Origin of the sequence: Microcystis sp. BLCC-F210, assembly GCF_042134685.1 — a bacterium.
Lineage (GTDB): Bacteria > Cyanobacteriota > Cyanobacteriia > Cyanobacteriales > Microcystaceae > Microcystis > Microcystis aeruginosa_D.
Genome location: NZ_CP169647.1, coordinates 4,434,454 through 4,457,806, shown reverse-complemented (window position 1 = coordinate 4,457,806; position 23,353 = coordinate 4,434,454). Strand labels below are relative to the sequence as shown.

The following is a 23,353-nucleotide window of genomic DNA, read 5'->3' as shown; positions in this document are numbered from 1 at the left end:
GTACTGTATTTGGGGTTTTTGGAAAAGTTTTTCTGTGACTCTATTGATTTCCGATGCGGTTTTGTTTTTGGCTAATCCTGCTACTAAAAATTTCGAGGCTTTCTCCACGTGAGTAACGAGAACTCCTAGATGATTGCTTCCAATTATTATGTCACTTTCCCAATGACCGATTTCAGTTTTCTGGTCAGCAATTACTGGTCGCTCGCTGATATCTACACGCACTGGAATCGCTCCACGCTTACTTTTTGCTCCATTTCAACTCTTTCTTTTTCCTTGTCCTTGACGTAGGTATTCTTGATATTTTCCACAGTTTCGATAGTTCTGATAGATGGTTTCATGACTGAGCGATTCTTGACTGGCTCTTTTCAGACGACCTGTTATTTGTTCGGGACTATGATAATCTTTCAATTCTTTTTTCACCAACTCTAAGGCCGACTCGCTGACATTTTAAAAGGGTTGTTTGGCATTTTTGGTGCGCGTCTCGTTTTCAGATTGTGCTGTGTCAGGTAGATAGCAGCCCAGAGAACTTTGATTTCTTCTTAATTCTCGTGATACGTGCTTTGATGACATTCGAGCTAGAGCTCCATTTGCCGTTGAGATAAATTTCCCTCCTGACTAAGCAGCAATTCTCATTTTGAAACGATTTTGCGTTGTTTCAGCGATCTAGAGATTCGTTAAGAATTATTAACCCCTCTAGGTGCAAGGGTTTTAATGTCATGAAACCTTAAAATGAGAATTGCTGCTGACTAAGTTGGTAGAACAAGTTTCTTTGTTCTATGTTAAGATGTTGGGTGTTTCGTTTTTGGGTCTGATTTGTTTTTGTTAATGATCAGACAGTACCTGATGGGCCTTTTTTTGTCAACTCTTGAGGTTGATGCGTTTCATTTTTGAATTGGCGCACCATTAAGATAACTGTTATAATTATCGTCCGGGGTTTGACTCGGTGTCAAAAAAGTTTCAGCTAATTTAATTAAAGTGGTTTGATTAATCTTACCCTGGGGACTTTTTGGTATCTCTGGTAATTTTATCCAATATTTCGGCAGTTTGTAATTGACTAATTTATTTTTAATCTGGGATTGAATACTTGTCTGGTTTATCTGAGAATTAACGGGGACATAAAAAGCGACAATTACCTGTCCCCATCGAGAATCTGGCATCCCTAAAATCACTACATCTTTAACTAAATTAGTTTGTCTAATAGCAGTTTCTACCTCAAAAGGATAAACGTTTTCTCCTCCAGTAATTATTTTTTGACTATCGCGACCAATGATATATAAATAACTACTTTCATCGAAATAACCTAAGTCATCCGTCTCGAAGTAGCTTGCTTGATTAAGATGGGGATAATAGCCTAAAAATAAAGATTTTGCTTCAATAATAATTTTCTGGTTATCGGGATTAATTTTTATCTGAGCATGGGGTAATAGCTGTCCATTACTATTATTACCTCGTCGAAAATCTTCCGGTTTAAGGGTGACAATTTGTGAGGCAGTTTCCGTCATTCCATAGGTGGTAGATAGGGAAATATTATATTCTCTAGCTTTTTCTAATAAAGATGGCCACGCAGGGGAACCTCCTAGTAAAACTGTTTTAAAATTGGCTAACCAGCGAGGATCATTTTCTAGAAAGAATTGTAATTGAGTAGGTACTAAAGAGATAAAATAATCTTGAAGATTGAGATTATTTATCCGCTTTTGTTTGATTTTATGGTAAGGAATAACAGCAAAATCTCCCCCCGTTAAAAAACTTCTCAGAAACTGCATTAAACCACTAACATGATATAAAGGTAGTAGGCAAAAAGAGTTAACCTGCTTGACTTGAAAATATTCAGAGAAACCTTTAACAGAAGCAGTTAAAGTTAACCAGTTATGGATAGCAAAGCGAATTTTTCCCGAGGTTCCTCCCGTGGGTATCATCAGAGAATTAATCAAGGAATTGACAGGAGAAAAATTCTGGTGATAAACCTTGATATTTTTGCCAAAAATATAATCGGGTTGCACCAGAGAGAAAACCTGCTGCCATTCGTTAGTTTTCCAATCGGGATTAGCTAGAAATAGGCAACTTTTGACCCTGACAGCAGCCAAGAATATGGCTAAAAATTTAATGAGATTGTCTTCAGCAAGCAGTATAGTTAATCGATGATTATCTGCGGCAATAAATTGCCGAGAATAGGACTGATATAATTGATAAAATTTTTGGCTATTGTATCCATATAACCAATCTTTTTGACTGAGATATGCTAATTGTTTGCTGATGTTGTCCACAGTTTTCCTAACCAATCGGGGTCACTATTATTAAACCATTGTTGTACACCAAAACCTAAAGCTCGCTCTTTTCTGGGGTATTCTCGTGCTAGACGTAAAGCGGATTTTCTGCCAATATTAGTTTCTAAAACCGAAGAAAATACTAAATCTAAGGGATATTTTTTCCAGAGATTTCTTAACCCTTGCATTGAACCAGTAATGGCAGGTTTAATCACAAAAATTCCTCGCCATCCCCGTTGATAACATTCCTCTATTTGTCGAAGATTAGCTACGGATTCATCTAAGGCAATTCCCGTGGTAAAATCTTGACTTAATTGCAACATTTCCGCTAATTGAGATGGGGGTAAAGGTTGTTCGATAAATTCAATTATTTGACATTCATCGGCAATTTTTAACCAGATTTTACTCTCAGCAATACTTAATCCCCCATTGGCATCTAAACGCAATTTAATTTCTCTGGGTAATCGGTCAATTAATTTTTCAAATAAGTTTAACTCTTGCTTGAGAGAATTAACTGCAATTTTCCATTTATAAGTATTAGTTTTATGAGCGGCTAGAATATCATCTAGACTGGGAAATACTGCCGCACCAGTCGGTAATAAATAACTATAATTTTTCGGTTCTAATTCTCTTGATTGATTCTCTATACTTAAATCTTCTAAAGCTGATTCAAAGGCAAATTGACAAGCGGGAAATTGTTCAGGAATAGAAAAAATTGAATTTATTGATAGGGGATTTTTGAGAGTTTGACAGAATAATATTGCTGCGGATAATGTTTCCGAACCAAATTCGGGTAAAGGAGCAATTTCTCCCCATCCTATACGTCCATCTTCCGCTTCTAAGCGAATAATAATTCCTTCCCTAATTTCCCATAGTCCGTGATGGGTTTGTAGGGAACGCAGCAAAGGACGCTGATAAACACGAAATTGCCAAAAATACATGATTAACCATAAGTAGTAGTGAAAAATTAATTTTCTAGTTGAGATAGGAAACCTTTCAGTAATCAGTAATCAGTGAAAGGTTACGGAATCAATTTTATATAAATATCTATATCATATTTCGGGCTTGTAAGCAAGTAATCTCAATTAATTGTTAGGGAGGCACAATTATTTACAGGATGGGTTAGCGGTAGCTTAACATAAGCAGGCGTTGGGTTTCATGCTTCAAAACAACCTAATTTATTTATAGAGTTTGTCAGCAAAACGTTTTTTTGTCTTAAAGTCAAAGTCCAGAAAAAGGATTTCTTCAAGAAACCCGTTTTCTAGTCCAATCATTATAAATAAAGCTATTGCTGGCATTTAATGCAGTTATTCCTAACACGGATTGAGCAGTCGTCATCAGTATTCATATCTTGATTCAGCAACGCCATTTTCTATACCTTTTAAACAGGATTTAGAGCTTTTTTCAAATCGATGATACAATCTCGCTGCTACCTCCTGTCCCCTGAATCATCCCACAGTTTTATATTTTCTTTAGAGATGGGCTGTCCTAAAACCTGCTCAGAGCGGCCAAAAGTCAGAAAATAGAAATAAAGGTGCGATTAGAGAACTTGAGCTGCGATCGCACCCGTCAGCCGCCATTGGAGAAAGATAAAGTTATGGCAGATAACTACAGAAGTCGCATTGTTACCCAAGGTACCCAACGCAGTCCTAATCGGGCCATGTTAAGAGCGGTAGGTTTTGGGGATGAGGACTTTAGCAAACCAATCATCGGCATCGCTAACGGATTTAGCACCATTACCCCCTGTAACATGGGAATTAATGATTTAGCAATGCGTGCCGAAGCAGCCACCAGATTAGCGGGGGGAATGCCGCAACTTTTCGGGACTATCACCATTAGTGACGGGATTTCCATGGGAACAGAAGGGATGAAATATTCTCTCGTTTCTAGGGAAGTAATCGCTGATTCCATTGAAACCGTCTGTAATGGTCAAAGTCTCGATGGAGTCCTCGCTATCGGGGGTTGTGACAAAAATATGCCGGGAGCAATGATTGCCATGGCCCGGATGAATATTCCCGCTATTTTCGTCTATGGTGGCACAATTAAACCGGGTCGCTACAAAGATTGCGATTTAACCGTGGTCAGTTCCTTTGAAGCCGTGGGACAGTACAGCGCCGGTAAAATCAGTGAAGAAGACCTCATCGGAATTGAACGCAACGCTTGCCCCGGCGCCGGTTCCTGTGGTGGAATGTTTACTGCTAATACCATGTCTTCCATTTTTGAAGCCATGGGGATGAGTTTACCCTATTCCTCGACCATGGCCGCCGAAGATGAGGAAAAAGCCGATAGTACCGAAGAATCGGCCAAGGTTTTAGTCGAGGCGATTAGAAAACAGATTCTACCTAGCCAAATTTTGACCCGTAAAGCCTTTGAAAACGCTATTTCGGTCATTATGGCAGTGGGAGGTTCCACTAACGCTGTCCTGCACCTTTTAGCCATTTCCCGCACCATGGGAGTAGAATTATCGATCGATGATTTTGAAACTATCCGGCAGCGAGTACCGGTTATCTGCGATCTTAAACCCTCCGGGCGTTACGTTACCGTGGATCTGCACAAAGCCGGTGGTATTCCCCAAGTGATGAAAATTCTCCTGGTTAATGGTTTACTACACGGGGATGCTCTCACCATTAGCGGTCAGACTATCGCTGAGATTTTAGCCGATATTCCCGACCAACCGCCCTCAGGCCAAGACGTTATCCGTCCTTTTAGCAATCCTGTCTATAAAGAGGGTCATTTAGCCATTTTAAAAGGAAATCTGGCCACAGAGGGGGCCGTGGCCAAAATTAGCGGCGTGAAAACTCCAGTCATCACCGGACCTGCGCGGGTGTTTGAGTCGGAAGAAACCTGTTTAGAGGCAATTTTAGCCGGAAAAATTCAAGCTGGGGATGTGGTGGTTGTCCGTTACGAGGGACCAGTAGGTGGACCGGGTATGCGGGAAATGTTGGCCCCCACTTCGGCAATTATCGGCGCCGGTTTAGGGGATTCCGTGGGATTAATTACCGATGGTCGTTTTTCTGGGGGAACCTATGGCATGGTGGTTGGTCACGTTGCTCCGGAAGCGGCGGTTGGTGGTACAATTGCTCTGGTAGAGGAAGGGGATCAAATCACTATTGATGCTCGTCAGCGTCTCTTGAGTTTAAATGTATCGGAGGAAGAATTAACCCGTCGTCGTAATCATTGGCAACCGCGTCCCCCACGCTATAAAACGGGAATTCTCGGCAAATTCGCCAAGTTAGTCTCCTCTAGCAGTCTCGGCGCTTTAACGGATCTGAATCTGTTCTAAAAGTATAACTAGCAATGGCGATCACAATTGATCGCCGTTTCTTTGTTATATTAGTTAGGGAACACCAGAGCTTTTTTGCTGTGATCGGTAAACAGTAATCAGTAGAGTTCTTGCATAATTAATTTTTGAGAGTGCAAAAACGAGAAAAATAGACATAAAATTGCATAAAATCCCTAAATAACCTCGGTTCTGGTTAAGGCTATTTTCCTACTCATTCCACAAAAGAATAGGGTTGACAGCGAACGAAAAAATTAGGGTTTTAGCTTATCCCTAGCTCAGGTTAAATAGAGCATTTAATTAAATGCTTATTCTTAATTCTCCTGCCGACTGACTCCTGACTCCGTTAAAGATTAATAACTATGACCTATCTACTTACTGTCTATCGAGCGCTCGAATGCCGTCCGGATACCTATCGGGACTGGTATGACCAAGGCAATATTTTAAAAGAAAGAATGGACTATTTTGGAGCCTTAATCAGCTACGAAAAAGCCTTAGAATATTATCCAGATGATTATTGGGCATGGTACAAAAGGGGTATGATACTAGAAGACTTGGGAATGTATGAAGAAGCGGCTGAAAGTTACTCTAACGCCGCACAGGTAAAGGCCGATAACTATTGGGCTTGGTATGATCAAGGTTGTGTTTATCTACAGGAACTAAAGGAATACGAAAAAGCGATCGCTTGTTTTCAACGGGCCCTAAGTCACAGTCCGGGGGACTATTGGGCCGCCTATCGGCAAGGAGAGGCCTATCGATTGCTCAAAAACTACGAACGCGCTATTACTTCCTATGATCTGGCCTTGGGAGCGCGACCCCGGGATTATTGGGCCTGGTATCGTCGCGGCGACGCTTTCCGGGATTGGGGCAATCCCCAAGAGGCTTTATTTAATTATCGTACCGCCCTCGATATCCGACCGCAAGATTACTGGTCCTGGTATCAACAGGGTGTGATCCTACAGGAATTACAGCGTTTAACAGAAGCGATCGCCTGTTATGAAGAATCGTTAAAAATCGATCAAGATGATCGCTATGCGTGGTATAATGCCGCTTGCTGTCATGCCGCCCTCGGTCAACAACAAAAAGCGATCGACTGTTTACGGGAAGCTCTAGACATAGAACCAGATATTTGCGGCGAATTAGCGCGTAATAACTTTGTTTTCGATGGTTTAAGGCAAAATGAAACCTTTAATGACCTCTTGAGTTGCTATTCCCCCAGCTAAAGTCTTTTTGCAGCACCTAGGGTTTGCTGAAAAGGTTTTTTGGGGGTTGTGGGGGATTTTAGGCATTTTCAGGAAAAAGTGCCTAAAATTTCCCCCCGATTGCTCCAATATCTGGCACTTGTTTGATAGCAAAAAAGCCTAAAGATATTATCCAACAAGGTTTTTAGATTCATTTAGCTGGTTTGGATTAGCTACAATTGCAATTAGAGAAAAATTATTGAGAATCCTATGCGAGAACTAGACAGAGACAAAACCATCGAACAACTAAACGAAATCATGGAATTTGAACTAGCGGGAGTTGTCCGTTATACCCACTATTCCCTGATGGTGACAGGTCCCCATCGCATCCCCATCGTCCAATTTTTCCAGACCCAGGCCACGGAGTCCCTCACCCACGCGCAACAAGTTGGGGAAATTCTCACCGGTTTAGAAGGTCATCCTAGCCTAAAAATTGCCCCCATCGAGGAAAGCTATGAACATAATATCAAAGCAATCTTGAGTGAGAGCCTCAATCATGAGAAAAAATCCCTTGATTTGTACAAAGCACTCCTAGAAACCGTCGAAGATGCCAGTATTTACCTGGAAGAATTCGCTCGCGGTATGATCGGACAAGAAGAATTACACAATCTGGAAATTCGCAAGATGCTGCGGGATTTTGCTTGAGCTAGGATCAAAGTTAGAGTTTATCGACTAGCTTATGAATCTTAGTTCCGCTTTACCCACTTTTATTATCACTCTCCGGGAAGGTTTCGAGGCCGCTTTAGTGGTAGGAATTGTCCTCGCTTGTTTGCAAAAATCGGGTCGATCGCAACTTAACTCATGGGTGTATCGTGGTATTGGTGCGGGAGTAGTGGCTAGTGTTTTGGTCGGTGTTTTGCTAGGGGGAATCCTTTTTCAAGTGGATGCCTCTCCTAGTCCTTATGTACCAATGATCAAGGAATTACTGGCCGCCACTTTTGGACTGATTGCCGTTTTGATGTTGAGTTGGATGTTAATTTGGATGACTCAACAGGCCAAATATTTGAAATCTGAGGTAGAAAGTGCGGTAAAAGCAGGTTTAAAAGCGGAAAATGGGGCAGGAAAAGCGATTTTTCTACTCGTTTTTATCGCTGTCTTACGAGAGGGATTTGAAACTGTCCTCTTTATCCTGGCCCAATTCCAAAAAGATTGGCAGATACAAACCTTCGGTGCGATAGCAGGGTTAAGTGTCGCAACTTTGTTGGGAATTCTCCTATTTGCAGGGGGAGTAAAAATCAATATCCGTCTCTTTTTCCAAATTATGGGGACTTTCCTCCTCTTAATCGTTGCGGGATTACTCATCGGTGTTTTGAAACATATCGACGCAGGAATCAGTCTTTTAAGTGAAATTGACCCTTTTTATCGCAATTTCTGTCCTTCTCTCCCCTCCTCCTGTCTTCTCGGTTTTCAAGTTTGGGACGGTTCCCAAATTTTGAGCGACCGCACTTTCCCCGGACTCCTCCTTAAATCTCTGTTTGGTTATCGTCAAAACCTCTATATCAGTCAAATTGTTGCTTATATCCTCTTTTTACTGCTTATCGGTGGCCTCTATTTCCAAAGCTTACGACAACGTCCTCAAACAGTGATCAGTAAACAGTGAAAAGATGGCAAGAAACTGCTATTTAATACTGCTCACTTAACACATACTGCTCACTTAAAACTCAAATCTGATAACTTACCCACTGATAACTGATAACTGATAACTGATAACTGATAACTGATAACTGATAACTGATAACTGATAACTGATAACTGATAACTGATAACTGATAACTGATTATGACTACTTGGCAATGTGACGGTATCCCTAAAGATGGTAAAACTTATCCGCAAGCGATTGCGGGAGGTCATGAACCCTGCGAAAATACTACTCCTGATTGTCCTATCTGTGGCCTACCTAGGGAAGCGATGGATCCCGTGACAACCACGGTTAAAACCACGGTGGTGGTGTCTCCGGGGGGTACAACGAGAGTCGGCCAAAAATCTAACTGGTTACTTCCCTTCGCTTTGATAATTACCGCTTTAACCGCAGGTTTAGGGGGTTGGAGTCTATTGCAAATGCTCATTCCCAAACCCGATACTTCCCAAGTTACACCAGAAGAAACCCCAGACAAGCAACCCAAGGCAACTTTTGTGAGTAATACGGCTAAAAATCCCGATTTATTTAGCCAAGGTGAGAAAATACTGCTTAATTCCACTCCTAACAAAGAAAAAGGCGCAGCAGCCTTTAAAAAGGAAGATTGGGCAAATGCGATCGCATCTTACCAACTAGCAGCCACTCCCGAAGCAAACGATCCGGAGGGCAAAATCTATTACAATAACGCCAAAGCCAGAGAAAAGGGTAATCAAAATACTATAGCCGTCGTTGTCCCCATCGCTAACGACCCCAACAGCGCCAAGGAAATTCTCCGAGGTGTGGCAAAGTATCAAGAGGAGTTTAATAATTCTAATCCGGGTAATCCTTTGGAAATAGTCATCGCTAATGATGGCGGTGGGTTACAATCAAAAGCGATCGCTGATGATCTGATTCAATCCGGTCAAGTTTTGGCAGTTATGGGCCACGGAATCGATCCTTTTAGTCAAAAAGCGATTGAAAGTTACGAAAAAGAAGGATTAGCGATTCTTTCTCCCCTGACTACCAGTGTTAGTCAAACGGGAAATGCAACCCTGAAAACCATTCCCCTTAAGGATAAGTCTCAGGAAGTTTTAGGCAGTTATCTGGAAGCAGTGGCCAAAACTTTGGCTAATTATGCTAGTAAGCAAGAGAATTCTCCCTCAGTGGTTCTTTTTTATAATTCCGATAGTCCCTATAGTCAAAAATTAAAGGATTCCTTTGCTAAAGCGATCAAAGAACCGGGAGGCAAGATAGTTAAGGAAATAGACGCCACTAAAGGCAATTTTAATGCTAAAACCGCCATAGATCAGGCCAAACAAGCCGGCGCTAAGGTGGTATTTTTGGCCTTGAGTAAAGATGGCGATCGCATTGATCAAGCCGTGGCTATTGCCCAAGAATCGTCAGGAATGCTCTTATTAGGCGGAAATGAACTTTATACACCCGATATACTCATTCAAGGAGCGGATAGCATTAACGGATTAGTTTTAGCAGTACCTTGGAGTTTCCAAGCAACGGATCCTTTTGCTAAAGATGCGCTGAAAAGTTGGCGCGGTCGCGTCAGTTGGCGTACTGCTACCGCCTACGATACCATGAAAGTATTAGGAGAAGCGATCGCTAAAAGTTCTGACCGTGCTACTTTAGTCGAAACTTTAAATCGAGGAATCACCTTGCAGGGAAACACCACGGATTTTAACATTTTTAATCAAGTTCCCCTAGTGCGTGCTAATCGCGGCAATGAGGGGCCAAAGGGTTCTCAATATCAATTCGATCCCATCTAAAATAGACAATGTGATGTCGAGGAGTAGAATCAAGTTTAATTTTATGAAGAATATCTTAGCCATCTTAGCTTTATTAATGTCGGTGTCGGGAATTGCCGTATCTTTGGGACGGGAGGAAGTCCGATGTCATCTCGGTTTAGAATCGGCAGCCTGTCCCCGCGAAGAAGAAAAAACCAGCGAAGACACCCCCGCAACTACTCCAGAATCCCCCCCCGCAACTACCCCGGAATCCCCCCCCGCAACTACCCCGGAATCTCCCCGGATAGAAACAACTCCCCCAGAAACTACCCGTAATATCGAAGCTTCCCCCGAAGTTTCCCCGTCTCCCAAAAGCGAAACTCCAGTGGAATTCACTCCCATCCCAGAAAATAACCCCAGTCCAGAAGCACCCCCCGAAAACCCCCCCACTCCGGAAACCAAAGCGGTGGAAAAAACTCCAGATGCAGAAAAAAGTCCCGATGTCAATCCATCTAAAGATGGAGACACTGAAAGTGTTCCGTTAGAAGTTATTCCCCCCGGACAGTAAAATCGGACAAAATCAATTTCTGGCTGAGGATAGGAACTCATGCACTCATGCAAGAAGTGGTTAGATATGTGTAATTAACCTGAGTTCGGGATAACGCTATCTTACGGGACTGTGGGAAAACCTTTGCCAACTCTGGATTCTGACCCCCTTGGTTAACAGGCGATCGCTACCAATCAGGCGATCATTACCAGTCGGGCGATCGTTACTAATTAGGCGATCGCTACCAATCAGGCGTTCACCAAGTAGTTCGCTGGGCCCGCAAGTTTAACCCAGTCACAGGGCTAACTCTTTTTCTGAGAAAAGTTAAAAAAGGGGAAGGTGATATGCTGAAAAACAGAACAAACTTCAGCCACCTCGGTTAAAGCTTATAAAAGTTTATCTCAAGTGGAGGAGGCATTTCGCTGTTATAAGTCAATTGATTTAAAGGTACGTCCTAAGTAGCTGGTTATAATTAAATTGAAAATGGGTTTTAGGTTCGATCCCCCCTTTCCCTGTAGGGTTGATTCATGAATCAACCCTACCTTGAATCAACCCTACCTTGATAACGGGGGTGTCCGACAACTTTTAACACCTATCTACTTATCTTGCTAAAGATTGACCGCTCAGGCAATAATGGGAAGGCTTGTCATCCCCATTAAAGAATGCTCAACGCTTTTATTTGGCTACCGATTATAGGGGCGATACTGATTGCCTACACGCCTCTAGAGGCGAAAAAAGTGCGAGGATTAGCTCTAGCTCTTGCTGTCGTTCTCTTACTGCTTAATATTCTCCTTGGCTGGCAATTTGACCCTAGTAACCCGCAAATGCAGTTCACGGTTAACCTGCCTTGGATTAATTTCCTCGGTTTCAATTATGCCCTCGGGGTCGATGGCTTATCATTTTCATTACTTTTTCTTAACAGCATCTTGACAATAATTGCTCTTTATGCTAGTGGTACAGAGGTTAACCGGCCGAGATTTTACTATTCCCTACTCTTGTTACTCAATGCTGGAGTAGCGGGAGCCTTTCTAGCGCAGGATTTACTGCTATTTTTCCTATTTTACGAATTAGAAATTGTCCCCCTTTACTTTCTCATTGCCATTTGGGGGGGTCAAAGACGCGGTTATGCGGGCATGAAATTTTTATTATACACGGCAATTTCAGGCTTTTTAGTGCTAATCTCTTTCCTTGGCTTAGTTTGGCTAACTGGTGCTAATAATTTCGCCTATAACCCCCTTTTATCGAATAATTTAGACGTTAAAACCCAATTACTGCTCCTCATCCCCCTTCTGATTGGATTAGCCATCAAAATCCCGATTTTTCCCTTTCATACTTGGCTACCGGATGCCCACGTGGAAGCATCTACCCCCGTTTCTGTGCTTTTAGCGGGAATATTACTCAAATTAGGAACCTATGGACTGCTGCGCTTTGGAGTCGGTTTATTTCTCGATGCTTGGGTGACTCTCGCCCCTTGGTTAGCAACGATAGCAGCTATCAGCGCTCTCTACGGGGCTAGTTGCGCTATTGCCCAAAAGGATATGAAAAAAGTAGTGGCCTATTCTTCCATTTCCCACATGGCCTATATTTTACTAGCGGCGGCGGCCACCACCAGATTAAGCATCACTGCGGCGATTTTGCAGATGATTAGTCACGGTTTAATTTCCGCTTTGTTATTTTTGTTGGTGGGAGTAGTGTATAAAAAAACCGGCAGCCGGGATGTGGATTATCTACGCGGTTTATTAAATCCAGAAAGAGGTTTACCAATCACGGGAATGTTAATGATTTTAGCGGCTATGGCCAGTGCCGGCATCCCCGGAATGGTGGGATTTATTGCCGAATTTTTAGTTTTTCGTGGCAGTTTCCCGATTTTTCCAATACAAACGCTCTTATGTTTGGTTGCTAGTGGTTTAACCGCAGTATATTTTCTCCTGATGATTAATCGGGTTTTCTTTGGTCGTTTAACCCCCGAATTATCGCGCATTCCTCGCAGTACCTGGCCCGAAAGATTTCCCGAAATTGCTTTGGCTTTATTTATTATTGTTTTGGGATTACAACCGAGTTGGATGATTCACTGGAGTGAAAACCAAGCATCAATGTTATTAACCGGCACGGCAATCAGTCAAAGGTAATCCTAACGGAGGTGGTCGGCGGTCGGCAACAGTAAAGGGATTGGAGGAGATTCGGTTAACCTGAGAATAAGCGGTTTAAAACTAAATCCAGTTATCAAAGACTGATTATCTATTTCTCTTTTGCCTTTTGCCTATTACCTGTCCTGATATGTAGCCTATACTCAACGGATGGCCGTATTACTTCCGATTTTATCTCTCAATCCCAGCTTTTGGGGGGTTCTACCCCTCAACGGATGGCCGTATTACTTCCGATTTTATCTCTCAATCCCAGCTTTTGGGGGGTTCTACCCCTCAATGAATTTAGCGTTACTTCCGATTTTATCACTCAATCCAAGCTTTTGGGGGGTTCTACCCCCCAAACCCCCCGTTGGGGGCGTGGCGCCGCCCCCAAACCCCCCGCGCATTAGTTTTTCGGTGGGATGCTTACACGCAGCCGCTGATACATCTGTAATAATTTAGGTTCTTCGTTACTTGTTATGTTTCGATAGGGGACATAAATTGACTAAATCCTTATCTGGCAAGAGACTTAATTGATGAGTTCGCTCTAGATCAAAAACAATTGACAAAAATCGCCAAATGCCTTTCTAAATAAGGGTTACATCTCTTATAACCCCAGTCCATTGCATAACACAAACCGAAGAACCATACGTCTTAGCTTAGAAAGCTTTTTCGGAATTTTTTAAACCTAGACCGAAAGCAACTGGTGGATAGGCGCCGAAACGTCAAAAATTTTTGGCTTTGCGGAGGGAATTAACCGTTAAAACCACCTGTTCCCCCACCAGTTCAATTTCTTCTAAAGTATTAAAACGACTCAACCCGAAGCGCAGGGAAGCGTAGGCGAGAGATTCGGGGCGACCCAAGGCAGTTAAAACGTGGGAGGGGGCGGTATGGCTAGAAGAACAGGCAGAACCGGAGGAAAGAGCCACTATTGGCTGTAATCCTAACAATAATGCCGCACCGTCCACCCCTTCAATACTAATATTCAAATTTCCGGCTAATCTTTGGCTAGGATGACCATTGAGATAAATTCTGTCTAATTGACTGATAATCTCCCATAAACGGCCTTTTAACTGATTTAAGTAGCTGTTATCTTCTTCAATCGCTTTGATGCCCAATTCTACTGCCTTGGCAAAACCGACAATTTGCGGTGTAAATATTGTACCCGATCGCAATCCTTTTTCCTGGCCTCCCCCTTGAATTTGAGCGGCGAGACGGACTCTGGGGTTTCGGCGCCGGACGTACAGCGCACCGATTCCCTTTGGTCCGTGGACTTTGTGGGCAGTTAAGGACATCATATCTATATTCATTTCCTCCACATCTAGGGGAATTTTGCCGATTGCTTGGGCCGCGTCCGTATGAAAAAGTACCTGATACTGGCGACAAATCGCCCCAATTGCCGCTAAAGGTTGAATCACCCCAATCTCGTTGTTAGCAGCCATAATTGACAGCAAAATCGTGTCAGGACGCAAAGATTTTTCTAGTAGTTCCAAGTCAATTAGGCCATCAGCACCGACGGGTAAAATTGTCACCTCAAAACCCAATTTTTCCAGATAATGACAGGGATCTAAAACGGCCCGATGTTCTGTCACCACCGTAACTATGTGCCTTCCCTTGGCGAAATAAGCTTCGGCAACCCCTTTGATAGCGAGGTTATTAGCCTCCGTTGCTCCACTGGTAAAAATAATTTCTTCGGGACTACTATTAATAGCAGCGGCGATTGTTTCTCTTGCCTGTTTAACTGCGGCCTCGGCTGTCCAACCATAGACATGATTAATACTACTGGCATTACCAAAGTGTTCGGTAAAATAGGGCAACATCGCCGCCAGAACTTGCGGCTCTAGGGGTGTTGTGGCGTGGCAATCTAGATAAATCGGTTTTTGAGACATATTTTTCCCCTGCGGGGGATTCGGGAAGGAGATATCCTCTGTTTTAAGAGAATCTCTGAAAGTGGATTGTTAATCTATGTTAACAAAAAAGTATCGGATAGTAGTCAACAGCTGACGACTCAGACCAGAACTTTAAGATTTAATAATGAGAGCGCAATCGCTCTCTGACAGCAGTTACAATTTCCCTATTCCAATGTTGTTCAGTAACCCAACAGGATTACTAACACATATTTTCCCGCTCAATCATGGCTAAAAAATCGAAGGCATTTAGTGAACTGCTCAGGCTGCAGAAAATGTCCCAAGGATCCGAAAAACCCTTGAAAAGCTTTGAGAAGAAATTAAGAGAAAAGTCCTTGCCTTTCAAGGACTTTATCGTCTCTCCTTCTGGGGAAGTCACAATGTCGGAAGTTCTGGAGGATTTTATCGAGCCTTACCGCAAATCCAATGAAACGAAGGGATCTATGCGAACACTGCTGACCATAGGGATAATCGCTTGGAATCTGGCGTTGTCCCCCGAATCAAAGCGGCAAGAGATGATAGACCGAGTTTTTAATAAAGACCTTCTTAAAGGAGATAAAAGGCTCAAGGCGGAGATTCAAGAGCTAATCCAGGAGCTAATCGCTAGGAAAAACCGTTATTTCTCGGAAAACAAGCGGATGATTGTGGATTTTGAGTTAAAAGAGCTAGGAAGCGAGTATCATCTCTCGGTTGCCTCCAGCTTGTCGCCAGAATTTTCCGAGTCAGAGTTTGCCTTCAAAGTCGGCGACTCGGTCATCGTCAAACAGGGTGTACTTGACCCAGATTTGGGGACTGACATCGGTGGTTGGCAAGGAAGAATTGTGATAATTGAGCGGCAGAGCAATCTCATCGGCATTGAATGGGATAGCATCACCCTGAAAAACATCCCCAGTTCGGTGATTGACCAGTGTGAAATGGAAAAGTTAAACTGGTCCCAAATGTACCTCTCCTCAACGGATGTGGAATTAACCCAACCTCGAGATACAGAAGAAGATGTGGCCGCCATCATTGAGCAAATTCAGTCTAACATCGTTGAAGCTATTTAGCAGAAAAGAGAAAGGCGATTCTGGCGGTTGGCCGACGTTAACCCTGAGAAAATGGCGGCTTTAGACGCTTGGAAAAGAACACCTGATTGATTACCCTATTGACCATCGAGCAGCGATTTGCAGGAGAGAAATTTGAGATGGATGATTCCCAGAAATATGAGGCTGACTGTCAAAGGATAAGAAAAGTCAATCATGAATTACTAAAGGATTTTGAGAGTTGGCTAGAATCATCAGGTTTGTCGGAAAAAACCATTAATAATCATATTTCAAATATAGATTTTTATATCAACGAATATTTACTCTATGAGGATGCAGTAGAAGCTAAGGACGGGGTAGATATGGTCGGTGACTTTTTGGGTTATTGGTTTATCAAAAAGGCACTGTGGGCCAGTCAATCAAGCCTCAAGGCTAACGCAGGTAGTCTGAAAAAGTTCTACACTTTCTTACTTGAAAAAGGTCTAATAGATAAAAATGATTTGCGAGAACTTAAAGAAACCATCAAGGAAGAACTGAGTGAATGGCTGGAAACCCTAGAGTGATACGATGACCCATTGAGTGAAGATATGTGGGATGTTTGGTGATTTTAACCGAAGAGCAATTCTTAATCCTCTCTTGATAAGGGGGGAAATCTGACAATTTTTAACACCTACCTACTTAGGGTCTGCTGAAAAAGTACGGGCGAAGCATTCGGATAGAAAATCTCCGGTTTCACCAATAGGTTATTGCCCGAATGCTTCGCCTCTACAGGACGCGGGCCGATGAAGACGCAAGGTTTGGAAGCACTATTCTCTAAAAATCTTGCACCTGTTTCGCCAGAAAAGCCACAAAACCCTTACCTTGCCTACATTTCACATTTATTCAGCAAACCCTAATTATTGTTATAATAATGACATCAATTAAGCTATAGTCGCCTATGTCTGAACAATTAATCGCTAATCTTGCTAATGCCTTTAAACCAGTTCCTTTACCTGCCGATAGTCCCTTTTATGTGGATCTAAAAGCAGTGAGAGCGGATGCCGATGTTTGTCAAGATTTAGGCAGAAAAATTATTCGTGCGCTGCCAACAGACTACACCCATCAACTCTACACAGGACATCGAGGAGGGGGGAAATCCACGGAATTATTGCGGCTGAAAAAATATCTAGAGCAAAAAAATTGTTTTGTTGTTTATTTTGCGGCAGATGAAGACGATATCGATCCAGAAGATGCTCAATATACAGATATTCTCATTGCCTGTACGCGCCATTTATTAGAACAACTAAAACAGGCTAATTCAACCCCTTTAAAAAACTGGATAAAATCCCGTTGGCAGGATTTAATTGATTTAGCTTTAACAGAGATTAAAGTGGAAGATGTCAAATTAGAAACGGGAGAATTGATTAAATATTTTGGTAAAATGTCTGCGGCGATTCGGGCAATTCCCAGTCAAAGACAAGAAATAAGAAATAAAATCAATCCTCATACTGTTACCCTGTTAACAGCACTAAATGAGTTTATTGATAATAGCAAAACCGTCTTAGATGATTCAACAAAGTTAGTGGTAATTGTTGATAACTTAGATCGGATTGTGCCGATATATCGGCGAGATCATAAAACTAATCATGATGAGATTTTTTTAGATCGAGCTAATCAATTAAAGGGGTTAAATTGTCATTTGATCTATACTATACCTATTTCAATGGCCTATTCTAATCGGGCCAATGATCTACGGGATATTTATGATAATGACCCGATGGTTTTACCGATGATTATGCTCCGCAATCTTGATCGTACTATTAATCCCGATGGTATGGCAAAAATTAAGGCTATTATTGAGAAAAGAACGCAGCAATTTTTACCGAAGAAAAAGCTAGAAACAGATATTTTTGAAAGTCAAGAAGTTCTGGAGCGATTATGTTTAATGACTGGAGGTCATGTACGAAACCTAATTTTATTAATGCAAACCGCTTTAGATCATGTGGATGCTTTACCTATTACCGCAAAAGCTGCTCAAAGAGCAATAACTCAAGCTAGAGATGTTTATCAGAGAACAGTAGAACACGAGCAGTGGAAAATTCTGGCTAAGGTATATCGTACCAACGAAATTCAAAATGATGAAGCTCATCGTAAATTATTATTCAATCGTTGTATTTTACAATATGCTTATTTTGATGCAGATGCAGAGTTGAAAAGTTGGTATGATGTGCATCCTTTAATTACCAAAATTAAGGAGTTTAATGATGAATTATGAATGATAAATTATGAATGATGAATGATGAATGGGGAGCGGGAAACAGGGAACAGGTAAGAAAATCAGTGTACCTCATAAATCTGAATACAGCTATATATAATAATGACAAACCCAAAAGTAAAACCCTTAACTAACTTTCAGGAATCGGATTTTAAAGGATTGCCAGAAGAGCAACCCCTAACAGCAGCAGAATCCTATCAAGCATTACTGCGATCGCTGAGACGAAAAAATGGCTTTAATTTACTCTTTGTTCGCTGTTCTCCCGTGCAAGCTGATGAGATTATTCGGGGAATCAGTCAAGATTTACCTAATAAAAATATTCAAGTCCTGCAGCTTGATTCAGAAACCGATAATTTGTATGAGAAAATTGTCGATCTACCAAATTATACCAATCTAAACATTCTTTTTGTGCGCGGTTTAGAAAATGCACTACTGCGCTACGAAGAAGCGGAAAGTGAAGGCTATTTCTTGTCGAGTCAAAGTCCGGTTTATGGGGGAACCTGGGCCGGAGTTCCTAAGATTTTAGGCTATTTAAACCTATCCCGTGAGCGATTTGAGCGGCAATTTCCCTTTACTTTAGTATTCCTATTGCCAGAATTTGCCTTGCGGTATTTTATTCGTCGTGCGTCGGATTTTTTTGATTGGTATTCGGGAGTTTATGAATTTCCGACGGATAAGGACATATTGGAAAGAGAAATTAGAAGACTGGTTTATTTAGACGGCGATCTCGATACCTATCAACAATTCACTCCCCAACAACGACAGGAAAAGTTAGCCGAAATTAAGGCCTATTTAAGCGATTCCCCATCTCTCGATCCTGTTCAAGCATCTGAATTGTGGCATGAAAAAGGCTTAATTCATCAAATGGGAAAAGAATACGAACAAGCGATCGCATCCTACGATCGAGCTTTAGAAATTAAACCCGATTTCCATGAAGCTTGGTACAACCGAGGGTTTGCGTTAGATGATTTAGGCAGATTTGAACAAGCGATCGCATCCTACGATCGAGCTTTAGAAATTAAACCCGATTACCATCTAGCTTGGTACAACCGAGGGATTGCGTTAGGTAATTTAGGCAGATTTGCAGAAGCGATCGCATCCTACGATCGAGCTTTAGAAATTAAACCCGATTACCATCTAGCTTGGTACAACCGAGGGATTGCGTTAGGTAATTTAGGCAGATTTGCAGAAGCGATCGCATCCTACGATCGAGCTTTAGAAATTAAACCCGATAAGCATGAAGCTTGGAACAACCGAGGGATTGCGTTAGGTAATTTAGGCAGATTTGCAGAAGCGATCGCATCCTACGATCGAGCTTTAGAATTTAAACCCGATGACCATCAAGCTTGGCACAACCGAGGGAATGCGTTAGATGATTTAGGCAGGTTTGAAGAAGCGATCGCATCCTACGATCGAGCTTTAGAAATTAAACCCGATTTCCATGAAGCTTGGTACAACCGAGGGTTTGCGTTATGTAATTTAGGCAGATTTGAAGAAGTGATCGCATCATATGATCGAGCTTTAGAATTTAAACCCGATTTGCATGAAGCTTGGAACAACCGAGGGAATGCGTTATGTAATTTAGGCAGATTAGAAGAAGCGATCGCATCCTACGATCGAGCTTTAGAAATTAAACCCGATTTCCATGAAGCTTGGTACAACCGAGGGATTGCGTTAAAGAATTTAGGCAGATTAGAAGAAGCGATCGCATCCTGCGATCGAGCTTTAGAATTGAAACCCGATTACCATGAAGCTTGGAACAACCGAGGGAATGCGTTAGGTAATTTAGGCAGATTTGAGGAAGCGATCGCATCCTGCGATCGAGCTTTAGAATTGAAACCCGATTACCATGAAGCTTGGGGTAATCGAGGAGCTGCTTTAACTTGTATGGGACGATATAAAGATGCATTAGAATCTTGTGATCGTGCTATTAAAATTAATTCAAATTATGCTAATGCTTACTACAATAAAGCTTGCTGTTATGGCTTACAAAATAATGTGGAATTAGCTATCGAAAACTTACAACGCGCTATCAGTCTTGATGTCGAATATCAGGATCTGGCAAAAACAGATAAAGATTTTGAGCAGATTCGGGGAGATGAGCGGTTTCAATCATTGCTAAGTTAAGTAAATAAAAAAAGAGATAACTATCTATGTCGAAAGCAATCCCATCATCAGAGTTAGGGTATAATAACTCTTAAGTCACAACTTTCGATCCTAATCAGGAGAACAATTGCTATGACACTGTCAAACACCCACCAACAAACCATTTTAGAAAAACTGCAAACCCTCAACCCACAACAACAACAACAAGTAATAGAGTTTATTGAATTTTTGCAACTTAAAGCAGATAAGACAGCAATTCATGAGGGAGAAAGAGAAATTTCTGCTTTAGAATCAGCCGGAGACTTAGTGGGGTGTTTAGACAGTGGTAAAGGAGATTTATCCCTAAAAAAGAGGGAATTTAAAAAGAAGCATCTAGTCTAATATGCTTAAAAGAGTAATTCTAGATACGGGGGTCTTAGTCGCCGTTCTCGACCGGAGTGATAATTATCACAATTGGGTAATTCAGCAATGGGAAAAAGTTGCCAACCCTTTATTAACTTGTGAGGCAGTTATCACTGAATCCTGTTTTATTTTGTGAAGTAAATAAAGAGAGAAAATTATTCATGTCAAACAAAACTATTGATCTCAATCAAGTACAGTTAACTTTACAAGAACTACTTGCCTTAATAAAGGTAGATACTGAAATTATTATAACCGAAGGAAACAAGCCCGTAGCTCGTCTAATTCCTTGGGGAGATACTGAAAAAACAACGTCTGAAACTCCTTCTCCTAAGTTACGACAACCAGGACTACACGCTGGAAAAATTAGGACTAGCGAAGATTTTGATGAGCCACTTCCTGAAGAATTTTGGACGGGTGAATCATAAAAATTTTTTTAGATACCCATACATTTATTTGGTGGTATAGCGAACCAGAAAAACTCTCTCAAAGAGCTTTAGAACTGTGTAGAGATCCTAGTAATACGCTGTTACTTAGTATTACAAGTATTTGGGAAATGCAAATCAAACTACAACTAGGTAAACTATCACTCAAGATACCTTTAGCAGAAATGATTAATACTCAGCAGGAAACTAACCAAATTGGCCTTTTATCAATTACAGTCAGCCATGTTTTAGCTTTAAATACTTTACCTAACATCCATAAAGATCCATTTGACCGCTTGTTAGTTGCTCAAGCTAATCTTGAAAATGCTAGACTGATTAGCCATGATTCAATATTAGCAAAATATCCTGTTCAGATAGATTGGTAGATAGGGCTTGCTGAATAAATGTGAAATATAGACGAGGTAAGGGTTTTAGGGTTCTGTTTTGCTCTCACAGGTGCAAGATTTTGAGAGAATCGTCGTTCAAAACCTTGCGTCTTCATCGGCCCGCGTCCTGTAGGGGCGAAGCATTCGGACAATAACCTATCGGTGAAACCGTAGATTTCCTATCCGAATGCTTCGCCCGTACTTTTTCAGCCAACCCTAATTAAATCTTCTAGCTTTTTGAGATCAATGCTAGTAGCGGCCGTTATCGGCGAAGAACTTATAGTAATATTTTTGTATTATACTAAATCCAGTTATTAAAAACTGATTATTTATTCCCCCTTTTGCCTATTGCCTATTGCCTATTGCCTATTGCCTATTGCCTATCCTGATATATTACCTATACTCAACGGATTTAGTATTACTAGGGCGCAGAATCTGCACCCTAGATATCTTGCTATCTTAGCGGGTTAAGGCTGCGCCTCTTTCGTACAAAGTGCGAGCATAATCGGTCCAAGTACCCTGGCCCCAATAACGGAAACAACTGGTTTGCACGAGCAAATTATAAAGCAGTGCCTCCAGATAATCCGGCCGTCGGGTGAAGCTAGGATCCGCTTGTACTAAAGGATCATATTTCTCGTGGAATTTAGCGCTTAATTGGTTCATCGGTTCCAAGACATTTTCGTAACCGCGCACCCAACTGAGATCATTTGTCCAAGATGCCCCATCCATGCTAAAACGGTGGTCGGACTGTTTTAAATCAGCGATCGCCTGTTCTACCGCTTCTGGGGTAGTCGCATCCGGATTAACTCGCTGCCAGATTTTATGCTGATGTACGGCTTGAATTGCCGGATAATCTTGGGGATTAACACCAGCAGCCTCGATTAACTCCAGATATTCCGTACCGTTAAATCCTGCCACACTGGAACCCCCCTGCATTTCCCGCCAAGGATTGGGAAAATCGCGAGGAAATTCATTCATCATCACGCCACCATTTTCACCGTCGGCAATCTGGGAACCTAGGGAAGGAACCCAAACGCCGCCGATTTGCTGTTTACCGCGGCATTTAGCCTCGTGGTAGGGTTGCATTTGGGCGACTAATTTGGTGTCGGAACCCTGGGTTTTAATCAAAGCAGTAATGGCAATCATTTCACCGCGAGAATTGCGGGCCACCAGGCGATTAGGAATATATTTTTGTTCCTGACTCAATCCCGAACCGTCGAGATTTTCCACCGAGTGTTCCTGTACCAATAACCAACGATAACCGCATTCTTTCAGAGCTTTAATATACTCGTAGAGGGTATCAGGATGGTTAGGAAGGTGCATTTCTGGGGGAGAGAACCCTTTGACTCGTTTTAGGGCATCCGGGCCAAAAATCGAGGCAAAATAGGTTTGCCATGCTTGCATCTGTAATTTTAGATCGGGAATCGGTGTGGAAGGAGCCACCGCATGACTCCACATCGTTCCCAACCATTCCACATAGGGTTGATATTGACTGTTACAGGTGATTAACTTGAGTTTATCGAGGACATCCTGCCGTCCCATCTGTACCAAACCCCAGAGGAGATTGCCGGAATAATCGAGCATAATTCGGGGATTACAGCCTTCCGCCACCAATTCCGGGATAAAATCGCCCATGCGACTGTAACACCAGGCAAAAACGCTGGCATTATGGTTATCACCATCCCCTTGATGCTCGAACATATGCTGGAGATTGCAGATTAATTCCCCGTTAACACCCGCGGGGATGGTGGGTTGGTGCATATGCAAGGCACAGGCAAAACCAGCTTTAATATTGTCTAATTTGAGATTTGTTGTCGGTAAAAAGATCGGATCATCGTGATTGACAATCGCTGCGATTTCCTGTTCCCAACCGCAAATAGTTGGTAGTCCGGGGCGTATTTCCGTGATAGGGTTCGATTTCGATGATACAGGTGTAGCGATCATAATTTTTCAGGCGAATAGATTGAGATAGTTTGTCCCCACTCTCCCAGGGACAACTTTTTTGACTGGCAACGGGTCACTCTTGACTGTTCACTGCTAACTGA

At 42.1% G+C, this 23,353-nt stretch carries 18 protein-coding genes and 2 pseudogenes; 15 read left to right on the top strand and 5 right to left on the bottom strand.

Going from position 1 to position 23,353, the window contains the following annotated elements:
- Positions 1-15 precede the first annotated feature (15 nt).
- The 3 genes and pseudogenes from ACE3JL_RS21680 to ACE3JL_RS21670 form a co-directional block, all read right to left on the bottom strand.
- Positions 16-626 (bottom strand): annotated as a pseudogene (locus tag ACE3JL_RS21680) (IS30 family transposase); the annotation flags it as partial.
- A 295-nt stretch (positions 627-921) separates the two neighbouring features.
- Positions 922-2,264: pseudogene (locus ACE3JL_RS21675) on the bottom strand (2-succinylbenzoate--CoA ligase).
- The gene (locus ACE3JL_RS21670; protein WP_271988215.1) at positions 2,240-3,205 is read right to left on the bottom strand and encodes an o-succinylbenzoate synthase; all 966 of its coding nucleotides are present in this window, start codon (positions 3,203-3,205) and stop codon (positions 2,240-2,242) included. Before ACE3JL_RS21670 ends, ACE3JL_RS21675 begins: the two are co-directional and overlap by 25 nt.
- Positions 3,206-3,861: 656 nt before the next feature.
- Here ACE3JL_RS21670 and ilvD point away from each other — a divergent pair.
- The 7 genes from ilvD (at position 3,862) to ACE3JL_RS21635 (ending at position 12,812) form a co-directional block, all read left to right on the top strand.
- On the top strand, positions 3,862-5,547 hold the full coding sequence (gene ilvD, locus ACE3JL_RS21665; protein ID WP_271988216.1) for a dihydroxy-acid dehydratase: 1,686 nt from the start codon (positions 3,862-3,864) through the stop codon (positions 5,545-5,547).
- A 359-nt stretch (positions 5,548-5,906) separates the two neighbouring features.
- The gene (locus ACE3JL_RS21660; protein ID WP_271988217.1) at positions 5,907-6,767 is read left to right on the top strand and encodes a lipopolysaccharide assembly protein LapB; all 861 of its coding nucleotides are present in this window, start codon (positions 5,907-5,909) and stop codon (positions 6,765-6,767) included.
- Positions 6,768-6,995: 228 nt separating this feature from the next.
- Positions 6,996-7,430 (top strand): bacterioferritin, encoded by a 435-nt coding sequence (locus tag ACE3JL_RS21655; protein ID WP_002731529.1) that lies wholly within the window; start codon positions 6,996-6,998, stop codon positions 7,428-7,430.
- 34 nt (positions 7,431-7,464) lie between these two features.
- Positions 7,465-8,385 carry an FTR1 family protein gene (locus tag ACE3JL_RS21650; protein ID WP_375328353.1) on the top strand — a complete coding sequence of 307 codons (921 nt, stop codon included), beginning with the start codon at positions 7,465-7,467 and terminating at the stop codon, positions 8,383-8,385.
- A gap of 179 nt (positions 8,386-8,564) precedes the next feature.
- The gene (locus ACE3JL_RS21645; protein WP_375328352.1) at positions 8,565-10,178 is read left to right on the top strand and encodes an ABC transporter substrate-binding protein; all 1,614 of its coding nucleotides are present in this window, start codon (positions 8,565-8,567) and stop codon (positions 10,176-10,178) included.
- Positions 10,179-10,221: 43 nt separating this feature from the next.
- Entirely contained in the window at positions 10,222-10,704 is a 483-nt protein-coding gene (locus ACE3JL_RS21640) for a hypothetical protein (RefSeq protein WP_375328351.1), read from the top strand.
- A 641-nt stretch (positions 10,705-11,345) separates the two neighbouring features.
- Positions 11,346-12,812 carry an NADH-quinone oxidoreductase subunit M gene (locus ACE3JL_RS21635; RefSeq protein WP_375328350.1) on the top strand — a complete coding sequence of 489 codons (1,467 nt, stop codon included), beginning with the start codon at positions 11,346-11,348 and terminating at the stop codon, positions 12,810-12,812.
- Positions 12,813-13,534: 722 nt separating this feature from the next.
- Here ACE3JL_RS21635 and ACE3JL_RS21630 read toward each other — a convergent pair.
- A complete protein-coding gene (locus ACE3JL_RS21630) occupies positions 13,535-14,698 on the bottom strand; it encodes a cysteine desulfurase family protein (protein WP_271989536.1) in 1,164 nt (387 codons plus the stop codon).
- A gap of 245 nt (positions 14,699-14,943) precedes the next feature.
- Between ACE3JL_RS21630 and ACE3JL_RS21625 the strand changes: the two genes are divergently transcribed.
- The 8 genes from ACE3JL_RS21625 to ACE3JL_RS21590 all read left to right on the top strand — a co-directional run bounded on the left by ACE3JL_RS21625 (position 14,944) and on the right by ACE3JL_RS21590 (position 21,308).
- Positions 14,944-15,762 carry a hypothetical protein gene (locus ACE3JL_RS21625; RefSeq protein WP_271989535.1) on the top strand — a complete coding sequence of 273 codons (819 nt, stop codon included), beginning with the start codon at positions 14,944-14,946 and terminating at the stop codon, positions 15,760-15,762.
- A gap of 137 nt (positions 15,763-15,899) precedes the next feature.
- On the top strand, positions 15,900-16,301 hold the full coding sequence (locus ACE3JL_RS21620) for a phage integrase SAM-like domain-containing protein (protein WP_002748346.1): 402 nt from the start codon (positions 15,900-15,902) through the stop codon (positions 16,299-16,301).
- Positions 16,302-16,675: 374 nt separating this feature from the next.
- Complete coding sequence (locus ACE3JL_RS21615; RefSeq protein ID WP_375328349.1) at positions 16,676-17,992, top strand: P-loop NTPase fold protein; 1,317 nt, start codon at positions 16,676-16,678, stop codon at positions 17,990-17,992.
- A 102-nt stretch (positions 17,993-18,094) separates the two neighbouring features.
- On the top strand, positions 18,095-20,119 hold the full coding sequence (locus ACE3JL_RS21610) for a tetratricopeptide repeat protein (protein ID WP_375328348.1): 2,025 nt from the start codon (positions 18,095-18,097) through the stop codon (positions 20,117-20,119).
- Positions 20,120-20,230: 111 nt separating this feature from the next.
- Positions 20,231-20,479 carry a hypothetical protein gene (locus ACE3JL_RS21605; RefSeq protein ID WP_375328347.1) on the top strand — a complete coding sequence of 83 codons (249 nt, stop codon included), beginning with the start codon at positions 20,231-20,233 and terminating at the stop codon, positions 20,477-20,479.
- A 1-nt stretch (position 20,480) separates the two neighbouring features.
- Complete coding sequence (locus ACE3JL_RS21600; protein WP_108937235.1) at positions 20,481-20,636, top strand: PIN domain-containing protein; 156 nt, start codon at positions 20,481-20,483, stop codon at positions 20,634-20,636.
- 25 nt (positions 20,637-20,661) lie between these two features.
- Entirely contained in the window at positions 20,662-20,925 is a 264-nt protein-coding gene (locus tag ACE3JL_RS21595) for a type II toxin-antitoxin system Phd/YefM family antitoxin (protein ID WP_002752677.1), read from the top strand.
- Positions 20,919-21,308: a type II toxin-antitoxin system VapC family toxin gene (locus ACE3JL_RS21590; protein WP_375329644.1), complete on the top strand. Its 390-nt coding sequence runs from the start codon at positions 20,919-20,921 to the stop codon at positions 21,306-21,308. Before ACE3JL_RS21595 ends, ACE3JL_RS21590 begins: the two co-directional genes overlap by 7 nt.
- A 459-nt stretch (positions 21,309-21,767) precedes the next feature.
- On the opposite strand, the gene ACE3JL_RS21585 is transcribed toward ACE3JL_RS21590, so the two are convergent.
- Positions 21,768-23,252: a glycosyl hydrolase family 57 gene (locus ACE3JL_RS21585; protein ID WP_375328346.1), complete on the bottom strand. Its 1,485-nt coding sequence runs from the start codon at positions 23,250-23,252 to the stop codon at positions 21,768-21,770.
- Positions 23,253-23,353: the final 101 nt, after the last annotated feature.

Coding starts and splice junctions, on each gene's coding strand:
- ACE3JL_RS21670 (WP_271988215.1), bottom strand. CDS start 3,205: ATGTATTTTTGGCAATTTCGTGTTTATCAGCGTCCTTTGCTGCGTTCC.
- ilvD (WP_271988216.1), top strand. CDS start 3,862: ATGGCAGATAACTACAGAAGTCGCATTGTTACCCAAGGTACCCAACGC.
- ACE3JL_RS21660 (WP_271988217.1), top strand. CDS start 5,907: ATGACCTATCTACTTACTGTCTATCGAGCGCTCGAATGCCGTCCGGAT.
- ACE3JL_RS21655 (WP_002731529.1), top strand. CDS start 6,996: ATGCGAGAACTAGACAGAGACAAAACCATCGAACAACTAAACGAAATC.
- ACE3JL_RS21650 (WP_375328353.1), top strand. CDS start 7,465: ATGAATCTTAGTTCCGCTTTACCCACTTTTATTATCACTCTCCGGGAA.
- ACE3JL_RS21645 (WP_375328352.1), top strand. CDS start 8,565: ATGACTACTTGGCAATGTGACGGTATCCCTAAAGATGGTAAAACTTAT.
- ACE3JL_RS21640 (WP_375328351.1), top strand. CDS start 10,222: ATGAAGAATATCTTAGCCATCTTAGCTTTATTAATGTCGGTGTCGGGA.
- ACE3JL_RS21635 (WP_375328350.1), top strand. CDS start 11,346: ATGCTCAACGCTTTTATTTGGCTACCGATTATAGGGGCGATACTGATT.
- ACE3JL_RS21630 (WP_271989536.1), bottom strand. CDS start 14,698: ATGTCTCAAAAACCGATTTATCTAGATTGCCACGCCACAACACCCCTA.
- ACE3JL_RS21625 (WP_271989535.1), top strand. CDS start 14,944: ATGGCTAAAAAATCGAAGGCATTTAGTGAACTGCTCAGGCTGCAGAAA.
- ACE3JL_RS21620 (WP_002748346.1), top strand. CDS start 15,900: ATGGATGATTCCCAGAAATATGAGGCTGACTGTCAAAGGATAAGAAAA.
- ACE3JL_RS21615 (WP_375328349.1), top strand. CDS start 16,676: ATGTCTGAACAATTAATCGCTAATCTTGCTAATGCCTTTAAACCAGTT.
- ACE3JL_RS21610 (WP_375328348.1), top strand. CDS start 18,095: ATGACAAACCCAAAAGTAAAACCCTTAACTAACTTTCAGGAATCGGAT.
- ACE3JL_RS21605 (WP_375328347.1), top strand. CDS start 20,231: ATGACACTGTCAAACACCCACCAACAAACCATTTTAGAAAAACTGCAA.
- ACE3JL_RS21600 (WP_108937235.1), top strand. CDS start 20,481: ATGCTTAAAAGAGTAATTCTAGATACGGGGGTCTTAGTCGCCGTTCTC.
- ACE3JL_RS21595 (WP_002752677.1), top strand. CDS start 20,662: ATGTCAAACAAAACTATTGATCTCAATCAAGTACAGTTAACTTTACAA.
- ACE3JL_RS21585 (WP_375328346.1), bottom strand. CDS start 23,252: ATGATCGCTACACCTGTATCATCGAAATCGAACCCTATCACGGAAATA.